A 12,015-nucleotide genomic window follows, 5' to 3' on the forward strand; every position below is an offset into this window, starting at 1 on the left:
GGTAGCGCCACTGGCGTTACCGGGCCCCTCCACACGTCCCCGCTCAGCTCTCCGAGTCCCCCTGGCGCACCGAGAGCAGGTCCTCCAGCTGCTCCTCACGCGCCTGGGCCGCGACGAACAGCAGCTCGTCACCGGCCTCCAGGGTCTCCTCCGTGCTCGGCGTCAGGACCCGCTGGCCGCGGATGATCGTGACCAGCGAGGTGTCCTCGGGCCACGCCACATCCCCGACCTGGGTACCGGCCAGCGCCGACTCCGGGGGCAGCGTCAGCTCGACCAGGTTGGCGTCGCCGTGGCTGAAGCGCAGCAGCCGGACCAGATCACCGACGCTCACCGCCTCCTCGACCAGGGCCGACATCAGCCTCGGGGTGGAGACCGCCACATCGACGCCCCAGGACTCGTTGAACAGCCACTCGTTCTTCGGGTTGTTCACCCGGGCGACCACCCTCGGCACGCCGTACTCCGTCTTGGCGAGCAGCGAGACGACCAGGTTCACCTTGTCGTCGCCGGTCGCGGCGATCACGACGTTGCAGCGCTGCAACGCCGCCTCGTCCAGCGAGGTGATCTCGCAGGCGTCCGCCAGCAGCCACTCGGCCATCGGCACCCGCTCCACCGAGATGGCGGTCGGCGCCTTGTCGACGAGCAGCACCTCGTGGCCGTTCTCCAGCAGCTCGGCCGCGATGGAACGGCCCACCGCACCGGCCCCGGCAATCGCGACACGCATCAGTGACCGCCCTCCTCAGGGCCCTCGGCGAAGGCCGCCTCGACCTTCGCGATCTCGTCCGTACGCATCATCACGTGGACCAGATCGCCCTCCTGCAGCACCGTCTGCGACGACGGCAGTATGGCTTCGCCCAGTCGGGTGAGGAACGCCACGCGGACGCCCGTCTCCTCCTGCAGCGTGCTGATCTTGTGGCCGATCCAGGACGGTGTGGTGTGCACCTCCGCGAGCTGCACACCGCCGCTCGGATCCCGCCACAGCGGCTCGGCGCCCGAGGGCAGCAGCCGGCGCAGCATCTGGTCCGCCGTCCAGCGCACCGTGGCGACCGTGGGGATGCCGAGCCGCTGGTAGACCTCGGCGCGCCGGGGGTCGTAGATCCTGGCCGCGACGTTCTCGATGCCGAACATCTCGCGCGCCACCCGGGCCGCGATGATGTTGGAGTTGTCGCCGCTGCTGACCGCCGCGAACGCGCCGGCCTCTTCGATCCCCGCCTCTCGGAGGGTGTCCTGGTCGAAACCGACGCCACTGACACGTCGGCCGCCGAATCCGGAGCCGAGGCGCCGGAACGCGGTGGGGTCCTGGTCGATGACGGCGACCGTGTGCCCCTGCTGCTCCAGGGTCTGCGCGAGAGCGGCTCCTACTCGCCCGCAGCCCATGATGACGATGTGCACCTTGCGCCTACCTCGCAGTCCTGATCGTCCGGCTGACCTGCGAAAACACCCTGCTCACACTCATTCCTCGGCTGGCCGGGCAAACAATGGGGCAACGGTTCGTCCCGTTGCCCAGGATGAGCTTATGCGGCGCCGGGTGCGTTGCCTCATTCGAGTGTCCTTTCCCCGGGGCCACGATGGCAAAGGGACGGGGCCCGAACTGTTCCGGCACGTTTTCGAGCTTCCCGGAGCGCCTCGGCGCAAGGATTGCGTTAAGGATTTCGTGGCTTTTCCGTCCGAGTGCAGGAGATTCAAGTGATACGGGGGTGGTGCGTGGGCGGGCCCCATACGGAACCCTTACGATCCACAGCGTGTCCAAACTGACCGACGTGCCCAAACGGATCCTGATCGGACGGGCCCTGCGCAGCGACAAGCTGGGGGAGACACTCCTCCCCAAACGCATCGCCCTGCCCGTCTTCGCATCCGATCCGCTGTCCTCGGTGGCGTACGCACCCGGAGAAGTCCTCCTGGTGCTGTCCATCGCAGGCGTGTCGGCGTACCACTTCAGCCCGTGGATCGCGGTCGCCGTCGTGGTCCTGATGTTCACCGTCGTCGCCTCGTACCGGCAGAACGTGCACGCGTACCCGAGCGGGGGCGGCGACTACGAGGTCGCGACCACCAACCTCGGCCCGAAGGCCGGGCTGACCGTGGCCAGCGCCCTCCTGGTCGACTACGTCCTCACCGTCGCCGTGTCGATCGCCTCCGGGGTGGAGAACCTCGGCTCCGCGATCCCGTTCGTCGTCGAGCACAAGACGGCCTGTGCCGTCGCGGCCATCGTGCTGCTCACGGTGATGAACCTGCGCGGCGTGAAGGAGTCCGGGAAGCTCTTCGCCATCCCCACGTACCTCTTCGTGGCCGGCGTCTTCATCATGATCGTGTGGGGTGCCTTCCGCGGACTGGTGCTGGGCGACACCATGCACGCCCCGACCTCCGGCTACACGATCAGGGCCGAACACCAGGGACTGGCGGGCTTCGCCCTCGTCTTCCTCCTGCTGCGGGCGTTCTCCTCCGGCTGCGCCGCCCTCACCGGCGTCGAGGCGATCAGCAACGGCGTCCCCGCGTTCCGCAAGCCCAAGAGCAAGAACGCCGCCACCACCCTCGCGGCGATGGGCCTGCTGGCCGTCACCATGTTCTGCGGCATCATCGGGCTGGCCATGGCCACCGACGTGAAGATGGCGGAGAACCCGGCGAAGGACCTGATCAGCAACGGCTCCCCGGTCGGATCCGGCTTCGTCCAGGACCCGGTGATCTCCCAGGTCGCGGCCGCCGTGTTCGGTGACGGGACGTTCTTCTTCGTCATCCTCGCCGCGGCCACCGCGCTCGTGCTCTTCCTGGCCGCGAACACCGCGTACAACGGCTTCCCGCTGCTCGGCTCGATCCTGGCCCAGGACAGCTACCTGCCCCGTCAGCTGCACACCCGCGGTGACCGGCTCGCCTTCTCCAACGGCATCGTGCTGCTGGCCGGCGCCGCGATCCTGCTGGTCGTGATCTACGGGGCGGACTCGACCCGGCTGATCCAGCTCTACATCGTCGGCGTGTTCGTCTCCTTCACCCTGAGCCAGACCGGCATGGTGCGGCACTGGAACCGCCACCTGCGCGCCGAGAAGGACCCGCTCAAGCGCCGCCACATGATCCGCTCCCGCGCGATCAACACCTTCGGCGCCTTCTTCACCGGCCTGGTGCTCGTCGTCGTCCTCGCCACCAAGTTCACCCACGGCGCCTGGGTCGCGCTGCTCGGCATGGTGATCTTCTACGGCACGATGACCGCGATCCGTAAGCACTACGACCGGGTCGCCGCGGAGATCGCCGCCGACGAGGGGCCGTCCGACGAGAGCATCAGGCCCTCCCGGGTCCACTCGATCGTCCTGGTCTCCAAGCTCCACCGCCCCACCCTGCGCGCGCTCGCCTACGCGAAGCTGATTCGCACGGACCATCTGGAGGCGCTCTCCATCAGCGTCGACCCGGCCGAGACGAAGGCGCTCAGGGAGGACTGGGAGCGGCGCGGCATCAACGTACCGCTGAAGATCCTCGACTCCCCGTACCGCGAGGTGACCCGCCCGGTCATCGAGTACGTCAAGGGCCTGCGCCGGGAGAGCCCGCGCGACGTCGTGAGCGTCTACATCCCCGAGTACGTCGTCGGCCATTGGTACGAGCACCTGCTGCACAACCAGAGCGCCCTGCGGCTCAAGGGCCGGCTGCTCTTCACCCCGGGGGTGATGGTCACCTCGGTCCCGTACCAGCTGGAATCCTCGGAGGCGGCCAAGAAGCGCGCCCGCAGGCGCGCGGACTGGACCGCACCGGGCTCGGTGCGCCGGGGACCGGTGGAGCGCAGGTCCAAGGAGCACACGCACAAGAGCTGACACCGCCCCCTCATCGGTGGTAAGCGGCCGGACGGCACCCACGTAGACTCGTAGGTTGTTGTCCGGCCGCTTGCCGTTCGCCTTTACCCCTTGATCTCTGGAGCCTCCCCCTCATGCAGAACGAATCCACTTCGCCGCAGACGGGCGAAGCCCAGACCGTGGAATCGCTCGTGGGGCGGGAGTACGAGGTCGAGGTCGGCCCGGTCGCCCACGGCGGCCACTGCATCGCCCGGACCGCCGAGGGCCAGGTCCTGTTCGTACGCCACACGCTCCCCGGCGAGAAGGTCATCGCCAAGGTGACCGACGGGACGGCCGAATCCCGCTTCCTGCGCGCCGACGCGGTACAGATCATCGAGGAGTCCAAGGACCGGGTGAAGGCCCCCTGCCCGTTCGCGGGCCCCGGCAAGTGCGGCGGCTGCGACTGGCAGCACGCCAAGCCCGGCGCCCAGCGACGGCTCAAGGGCGAAGTGATCGCCGAACAGCTCCAGCACCTCGCGGGCCTCACCCCGGAGGAGGCCGGCTGGGACGGCACCGTCATGCCGGCCGAGGGCGACAAGCTCCCGCCGGGCGAGGTCCCGGCCTGGCGCACCCGGGTCCAGTACGCCATCGACGAGGACGGCCGGGTCGGCCTGCGCAAGCACCGCTCGCACGACATCGAGATCATCGACCAGTGCCTGATCGCCGCCCCCGGCGTCTCCGAGCTCGGCATCGAGAAGCAGGACTGGCCCCAGATGGCCACGGTGGAGGCCATCGCCGCCACCGGCTCCAACGACCGCCAGGTCATCCTGACCCCCCGCACCGGCGGCCGCCTCCCGCTGGTCGAGCTCGACAAGCCCGTCTCGGTCCTGCGCGTCGACGAGCACGACGGCGGCGTCCACCGCGTCCACGGCCGGGGCTTCGTCCGCGAACGCGCCGACGACCGCACCTACCGCGTGGGCTCCGGCGGCTTCTGGCAGGTCCACCCGCAGGCCGCGTACACCCTGGTGAAGGCCGTCATGCAGGGCCTCATGCCGCGCAAGGGCGAGATGGCCCTCGACCTGTACTGCGGCGTCGGCCTCTTCGCCGGCTCCCTCGCGGAACGCCTCGGCGACAAGGGCGCGGTCCTCGGCATCGAGTCCGGCAAGCGCGCGGTGGAGGATGCCCGCCACAACCTCAAGGACCTGGAGCGGGTCCGCATCGAGCACGGCAAGGTCGACCAGATCCTGCCCCGCACCGGCATCACAGAGGCCGACCTCATCGTCCTCGACCCGCCCCGCGCGGGGGCCGGCAAGCAGACGGTGAAGCGCCTCGCCGCCCTCGGCGCCCGCCGCATCGCGTACGTCGCGTGCGACCCGGCGGCCCTGGCGCGGGACCTGGCGTACTTCGCGGAGGGCGGCTACAAGGTACGGACGCTGCGGGCGTTCGACCTGTTCCCGATGACGCATCACGTGGAGTGTGTGGCGATTCTGGAGCCGGTGAAGAAGGACGACTGACCTGCGGGTTCGGGTGGTGCGCGTAATGTGCGGGTGCGGGCACTACAGGCCATATCGCGCTCCATGATGCCCGGGAACCGGCTCACGGAACGTCTGCCGTGGGCAGCCGAGCACCGTTGTACAGTCCATCGGTCGGGCTTCGGCCGCCTTGATGGTTTCGGCCTCCTTCCTTCACGCTCGCCTCTACCTCTGTGCACTGTCCCTGATCGAGGCACCGAGCGTCTTCAGAGTCCGGACCAGTGGTTGAGCGTCAAGCGGGGTTCCGCGTTGCGGGCGAGTTCGTGCGCTTGTGCGGGCCACCAAGCTCCGGCAGCCGGGTCGACGATGCCGTACTCGGGGTCGATCGTGCTGCCGGTGTTGCGGGTGCAGCTGCCGTCGGACTCGCCGATGGTCTTCACGTACAAGTACGCGTCGACGAGCGGGACGCCGGTGTCGGAGGTCGGGCGAGGGCCCATGCCCCGCCCGGGCGGGTTGCACCAGGTCTCCGGGTCGCCGCTGTACTTACCCGGAGGCGGGGTCCATACGCCCTTGCCGTTGCGGCTGGTGTCGATCACGAAGTGGGCCAGGTCCTTGCTGGACGGGCTGCCCACGTTCTGGTCGAACCAGCTGTCGGTCCAGTGCCAGGTGGTGGGGTCGGTGGAGGAGACGGCGTTGCCCGGGGTTCCGTCGTTGGGGGCGTCCGGGGAGTAGAACTGACTGGCGCACCGGTCTGCGTGGCCGCGGGACGACTCGGGGCCCTTGGTGGCGAACCACATGCACTTGGACACCCAGGTCCCGTACTGGGAGGTCTCGTCGGTGGGCTGGTAGTTGGATATGTTCAGGACGAAGCCGTCGCTCTGCTGGACGCCGGCGTCCAGGAGTCGCTGCGTGATGTCCCCGACGGACCGCCACTGGCTGTTGCCCGCGTCCAGGTAGACCGTGGCGTTCGTTCCGTTCTTCAAAGTGCGTACCGCGTAGTCGAGGTCGGCCATCCGGTGGGCGGTGAGTTCTCCGGTCGGGTCGACGTCGCCGGCGCAGTCCTCTGGGAGGGAGGCCAGGCCGTCGGGTTCCAGGATGACCACGGCCTTGTCGTTGCCGATGCCCTGGGCGAAGGCGTCGAGCCACTGACGGTAGGCGGCCGACGAGGCGGCTCCGCCGCTGGAGTAGAGGCTGCAGTCCCGGCCGGGGATGTTGTATGCCACCAGGGCCGGGACACGGTGGGCGAGCTTGGCGGCACGGACGAGCTTGCGCACCTTCGTGTCGGCTTCGGCCGGTGTGCCCCCCGTGAACCACGCTGCCTGCGGGTAGCCGGCCAGTTTGGCCATGTTCAGGCCGTCCTGGACTCTTCCGGCCCTGAGGTCGTCGATCGCCTGCCGGGCCGCCTTGCTGTTCGGGTCGACGTAGAACTTCGTGGCTGGGGTGACATGGCCCCGGTCAGGGGCGGGTACGGCCTGTGCCTGCGTGGCGGCGAGTGCGGCGCAGGCGGTGAGCGCCGCGGTGACGATGGCTGTACGGCGCCGGAGGGTGCGGGGTTTCATCGGAACTCCTGGTCGTGAATCGGAAGGGGCGGAAGTCCGCCGCCGGCCGGGATCCGTGGTGTGCCTTACGGCCAACGGGCCCCGGCCGGTGGGTGTGGCCGTCAGGGGTCAGGGAGGACCTGCATGGCCACTGGCCGGTGCGGCGAGAGTGCGTGCATGGCGTCGCGCGGCAGACGGCAGTTTGACGACAGGCCCTAGAGGTCAGTAGCCGTAGATCATCTTGTAGGTGACCTCGGGGAGGAACTGGCCTGCCGCAGAGCCCGCTCCGACGCCGCAGTTGCCGTCGGACTCGCCGGGCGTCTTGATCCAGAGGAGCATCTCGGCGCCACCGCCCTTCTGGGAGGGGGTGCCGATCTTGCGGCCGGCGGAGTTGCACCACTCACCGTTGTTGGAGCCGTTGCCATTGCGGCTGGTGTCCACGACGAACGGCTTGGTGTATCCGCTGGACGACTTCAGCGCGGCATTGATCGAGTTGGCGTAGGTGATGTTCTGCGCAGTGCCGTAGTAGTTGGAGACGTTCAGCGAGAAGCCGTGGGCACGGCTGAGACCGGCGGCGTTCAGGTTCGCGGCCATCTTGGAGGCGCTTTGCCAGCCCGGGTTGCCCGCGTCGAGGTACACCCAGGTGTTGGGGGCCTTCTGGTTGAACTGGGTGATCGCGTTGTTGAGCAGGGAGTTGCGCTCGGCGATCTGGGCGGCATTCATACAGCTGGTGTCCCCGAGCGAGTCCGGCTCGAGGATGACGACGGCGGGCCTGGTGCCGATGCCGCCGGCAAACGCGGCGATCCACTCGTTGTAGGCGGCGGTGGACCCTGCCCCGCCGCCGGACTGCCCGCCGCAGATGTCGCGGTTGGGGATGTTGTAGGCCACGAGGATGGGCAACTTGTCCTTGACGTCGGCCGCTCCGACGTACGCCCCCGTCGCGGTTCCGATGGTGCCGCTCCAGTTGCCGAACCAGCGGGCCATGGGCTTGGTGGCGACGTTGTCACGGATAGCGGGCGCCCGTCCGTCGCCGGGGGTGGCGGCGGCCCAGAGGGCCGGGCTGGAGCTGGGGTCGACGTAGAAGCCGCTGGTCAGCGTGGTCGGGTCGGCGGCCTGGGCGGACGGAGAGGCGGCGAGGGCCAACGGCAGGGCAAGCAGCGCTGCCGTTATCACGCGGGAGAGGTGACGCATGGGAGTACCTCAGTTCCTGACGGGGATACGCCGCGCAACTGTCGTCGTGAGCGTGCGGCGCGGAGGGGGCGGCGGTGGTAGTACGACGTCCCGGGCAACCCACGGCTCGGGCAGGGACGCACACACCACAGACTGTGAGGTAATGGGAGCGCTCCCACTGGAAGCGCTCCCACCATGAGTCCCGGAGGTCTATGGGGTATGACCGGTATCGTGTGGGCCGCAATTCCGCCTGTCAAGGGACCTCGCACAACTTCCTCTTCACGTGGAGGTAACCCGGGCGAAGCGAGAAACTGGAAGCGCTACCAATTCGGTCCGCGTCAAGGACGCCCTGGGGAGCCCTCAAGCCGGCCGTGAGGGAAAGTCTTCGGCGCAGGTCAGAGGGTTGCGCTCTGTCAGTAGTCGGCACTGGGTGACACTGCCGAACCGGGCGGTGCCTCCCGACCGCGAATCCGATCGTCGACGACCGGGGGTTCGAAGGAGGAGGGGGCGACTGGGCCGCGGCTCGCAGTCGACCGGGCGCGGGGCATGCGGCGCGACCAAGGTGGGCCGTCGCGAGACCTGGGACAGGGTCACCGTGCCGCGGCGGGACGTTCACGGCCCAGCGATCAGGGGCGCCACCCGAATACGGTCTTCGAGCGGCAGGCAACTCGTCCGCCTTTCCCCGGGGCCCACAGCTCGGCCTTTCCCAGGGGCCACAGCTCGGTCCGCCGGGCCCGTGGGATCATCGCCAGGTCCACCGCCGCGGTGAAGCCCGAGGAGTAAGTGTTCCGATGCAGCCGACGCCCAGGCGCATGCCGACCCTCGATGAGGTGGCCGCACGAGCCGGCGTGTCGCGCGCAGTGGCTTCCCGGGCGATCAACAACGTCCCGCATGTGAGCCGGGCCAAGCGGGAGGCCGTCGAACGGGCCGTCCGCGAGCTGGGGTACGTGCCGAACTCGACCGCGCGGGCGCTGGCCGGCAGCAAGTTCGGCGCCGTGGTGCTGGCCGCTTCCAGTGACGAGACCGGCCTGTTCGCGGATCCGTTCTTCGCCGAGATCATCGTCGGGGTGAGCACGGCTCTGGAGGAGACCGACCTGCAACTGATCCTGGTGCTCGCCAATACGCCGCGCGGCCGCGGCCGCCTGCAGCAGATGGTCCGCTCAGGCCGTGCCGACGGCATCATGCTGATGGCGCTGCGTGGCGACGACCCGCTGGGACGGCTGGCCGAGGATGCCGGGATGCCGGTTGTCTTCGGCGGCCTGCCCCTGGCCGGGGAGCCCCGCTGGTACGTGGATGCCGACAACAGGGGCGGGGCCAGGCTGGCCGCCGATCACTTCGTGCGCGCGGGGCGGACCCGACCCGTCATGATCACAGGTCAGGTGGACAGCCGGGTTTCGGTGGCCCGCGAGCAGGGCTTCGCCGAAGGACTGGCGCTGGCCGGCGTCCCGCTGCTGGGGGTTTCCTCCGGTGCGTTCCAGGTGGAGGGCGGCGCAGCTGCGATGGAGCAATTGCTTGACGCCAACCCGCAGTTGGACGCGGTTTTCGCGGCATCGGACGGGATGGCGATCGGCGCGCTCCAGGTGCTCCGTCGCCGGGGGCGGCGGGTTCCCGAGGACGTCTCGGTGATCGGCTACGACGACCTGGCCGGGGCTCGGCACGCCAACCCGCCGCTGACCACCGTGCGTCAGCCGGTCAGGGCGCTGGGGCACGAGATGGCGCGGATGCTGGTCAGCGCGATCAACGGGCAGGACCCGAGCCCGCTGATCCTGCCGACCCGGCTGACCGTACGGGAGTCCGCGCCGTAGCCGGCTGCGCCGCGCTGCGTACGGCCCGCCGGGCCCCGGCGGGGATGTCGGCCGAACCGCTGCACCGAGCTTGACGTGCGAAAACTGGTAGCGATCACGTGGAGTGCGTGGCGATTCTGGCGCCGGTGAAGAAGGGCGACTGAGCTGCTGTTCTGTGGGTTCCGGTGGATTATTCGTCCCGTTCCTGCCGGGTGACTGGTCGGCCGGGGGGTCGGCCCCGCAAGCCTTCTGGTCTGCGCATTCATCAGGGGAGACGCTTGCGTCGGCGATGTCCTCAGGGTGTCGTTCGAAGATGGCTTGACGCTCGGATGACCCTCGAACCGGAAGTCCCAACCTCTCGCCCACATTCGGCTACTGCCGCATGGGCAGCACTATCGGCACAAGGGAAGGACTTCCGGTACGGGCTTCCGCTGCGCCTTTCCGGCGGCGTCGACGGTGCCCGGCACGCTCTGCAGGGCCGCGCGGCCGGAGGTTCGGTTCGTGCCGCCCCCTGTCCCTGCCCCTCCGCCGCCGCGGATCCTCACCGAGGTCTACTCGGACTCGCCTGTTTGATCATCTTGGCTGCGGCGGCTCCGGGGAGGCATTTTGAAACGATCAGTGAGTCGATCGGGTGCGGCTTGCGCCGACTCCCGCCGTCATCCCGACGGGCCGCGGGTGGGCGGCCGGCGGATTCCGTCCTTGAGGTAACGGGGGATCCGTCTGGTCGCGGCCCGGGACGCATAGGCCCGTCGGCGCGCACAGGAGCCCCTCCCACCTGCCGAGACTTCGATTTCTCCGCCCTGGAGCGACCCTCCGCAGGGTGCGCGTGGTCACCGCCCGACCGCTCGTGTACCGCCGGTCCCGGCCCCGGAGGCGAGGTCGGCGGAATCCAGGCCGAGCAGATCCCGTGAGGGGGCGTTGACAGGTGGCCGGTGTGACCTTAACGTGCTCTTGAATCGTTTCACAGTGGTTGGTCTTCCCGGGAGATACGTTGAGTGAGCCGACAGGGCACGAGTCGCGTACCGCGCGTGCCATAGCGACGCTGAAGCAGCAGGCGATAGAGACCCCTTCGTGGGCCTACGGCAACTCGGGTACGCGCTTCAAGGTGTTCGCGCAGCCGGGCGTGCCGCGTACGGCGCGGGAGAAGGTGGATGACGCCGCGAAGGTGCAGGAGTTCACCGGTGTAGCCCCCGTGGTCGCCCTGCACATTCCGTGGGACAAGCAGGACGGCATCGACGGCTACCGCGACCTCGCCACGTACGCGGGGGAGCGCGGGGTGCGGCTCGGCACCGTCAACGCGAACGTCTTCCAGGACGACGCCTACAAGCTCGGCTCGGTCACCAACCCCGATCCCGCCGTGCGACGCAAGGCGCTCGGTCACCTGATGGAGTGCGTCGAGATCATGGGCGCCACGGGGTCGCGCGACCTGAAGCTGTGGTTCTCGGACGGCACCAACTACCCGGGCCAGGACGACATCAGCGCCCGCCAGGGCCGCCTGGAGGAGGCCCTGCACGCCGTCTACGAGGCTCTGGGCGAGGAGCAGCGGCTCATCCTGGAGTACAAGCTCTTCGAGCCCGCCTTCTACGCGACCGACGTGCCGGACTGGGGCACCTCGTACGCGCACTGCCTCAAGCTCGGCGACAGGGCGAAGGTCTGTGTGGACACGGGCCACCACGCGCCGGGCACGAACATCGAGTTCATTGTCGCCTTCCTGCTGCGCGAGGGGAAGCTCGGCGCCTTCGACTTCAACTCCCGCTTCTACGCCGACGACGACCTGATGGCGGGCGCGGCCGACCCCTTCCAGCTCTTCCGCATCATGCACGAGGTGCAGGGCGGCGGCGGTCTGGAGGAGGACTCGGGGATCGCCTTCATGCTCGACCAGTGCCACAACATCGAGCAGAAGATCCCGGCCGTCATCCGTTCGGTCATGAACGTGCAGGAGGCGACCGCGAAGGCGCTCCTCGTGGACAGGGAGGCACTGAAGGCCGCGCAGCGGTCCGGTGACGTCCTGGCCGCGAACGCCGTGCTGATGGACGCGTACAACACCGATGTGCGTCCGCTTCTCGCCACGGTCCGCACCGAGATGGGCCTCGCTCCCGACCCGGTCGCCGCCTACCACGCCTCCGGTTGGCAGCAGCGGATCGAGGTCGAGCGCGTCGGCGGCGAGCAGGCCGGCTGGGGCGCCTGAGCCCCGTACGTCCCAGGGGCTCGCGCCGGTCCGGCACCGTACGCGTACCGGCGTGACGGGCGCCGGGCGTGGTGCATGCTCCCAGCCCGAGCCGCACCGGCCGGAGCACGCCACCCC

Annotated in this window: 8 protein-coding genes; 4 read left to right on the top strand and 4 right to left on the bottom strand. The window is 69.2% G+C overall.

Going from position 1 to position 12,015, the window contains the following annotated elements; all coding sequences use genetic code 11:
- Nucleotides 1–43: 43 nt before the first annotated feature.
- Together OG892_RS30805 and OG892_RS30810 are read right to left on the bottom strand one after the other, a co-directional pair.
- Nucleotides 44–721 (bottom strand): TrkA family potassium uptake protein, encoded by a 678-nt coding sequence (locus OG892_RS30805; protein ID WP_073737650.1) that lies wholly within the window; start codon nucleotides 719–721, stop codon nucleotides 44–46.
- Nucleotides 721–1,389: a TrkA family potassium uptake protein gene (locus tag OG892_RS30810; protein WP_024490560.1), complete on the bottom strand. Its 669-nt coding sequence runs from the start codon at nucleotides 1,387–1,389 to the stop codon at nucleotides 721–723. Before OG892_RS30810 ends, OG892_RS30805 begins: the two co-directional genes overlap by 1 nt.
- A 350-nt stretch (nucleotides 1,390–1,739) precedes the next feature.
- On the opposite strand from OG892_RS30810, the gene OG892_RS30815 reads away from it, so the two are divergent.
- Nucleotides 1,740–3,788 carry an APC family permease gene (locus OG892_RS30815; RefSeq protein ID WP_073737649.1) on the top strand — a complete coding sequence of 683 codons (2,049 nt, stop codon included), beginning with the start codon at nucleotides 1,740–1,742 and terminating at the stop codon, nucleotides 3,786–3,788.
- 113 nt (nucleotides 3,789–3,901) lie between these two features.
- Complete coding sequence (locus tag OG892_RS30820) at nucleotides 3,902–5,260, top strand: class I SAM-dependent RNA methyltransferase (protein WP_073737648.1); 1,359 nt, start codon at nucleotides 3,902–3,904, stop codon at nucleotides 5,258–5,260.
- A gap of 224 nt (nucleotides 5,261–5,484) precedes the next feature.
- Here OG892_RS30820 and OG892_RS30825 read toward each other — a convergent pair whose 3' ends face one another.
- Together OG892_RS30825 and OG892_RS30830 are read right to left on the bottom strand one after the other, a co-directional pair.
- Nucleotides 5,485–6,777 carry a glycoside hydrolase family 6 protein gene (locus OG892_RS30825; RefSeq protein ID WP_371630777.1) on the bottom strand — a complete coding sequence of 431 codons (1,293 nt, stop codon included), beginning with the start codon at nucleotides 6,775–6,777 and terminating at the stop codon, nucleotides 5,485–5,487.
- 201 nt (nucleotides 6,778–6,978) lie between these two features.
- Nucleotides 6,979–7,947, bottom strand: coding sequence for a glycoside hydrolase family 6 protein (locus OG892_RS30830; protein WP_073737646.1), 969 nt, complete (start codon nucleotides 7,945–7,947; stop codon nucleotides 6,979–6,981).
- Nucleotides 7,948–8,717: 770 nt separating this feature from the next.
- Between OG892_RS30830 and OG892_RS30835 the strand changes: the two genes are divergently transcribed.
- Both OG892_RS30835 and rhaI read left to right on the top strand, forming a co-directional pair.
- Entirely contained in the window at nucleotides 8,718–9,731 is a 1,014-nt protein-coding gene (locus OG892_RS30835) for a LacI family DNA-binding transcriptional regulator (protein ID WP_371630778.1), read from the top strand.
- Between the two features lie 970 nt (nucleotides 9,732–10,701).
- Nucleotides 10,702–11,898, top strand: a complete 1,197-nt coding sequence (rhaI, locus tag OG892_RS30840; RefSeq protein ID WP_371630779.1) for an L-rhamnose isomerase — start codon at nucleotides 10,702–10,704, stop codon at nucleotides 11,896–11,898.
- The last annotated feature ends 117 nt before the right edge of the window (nucleotides 11,899–12,015 follow it).

It is taken from the genome of Streptomyces sp. NBC_00341 (assembly GCF_041435055.1).
Classification (GTDB): domain Bacteria; phylum Actinomycetota; class Actinomycetes; order Streptomycetales; family Streptomycetaceae; genus Streptomyces.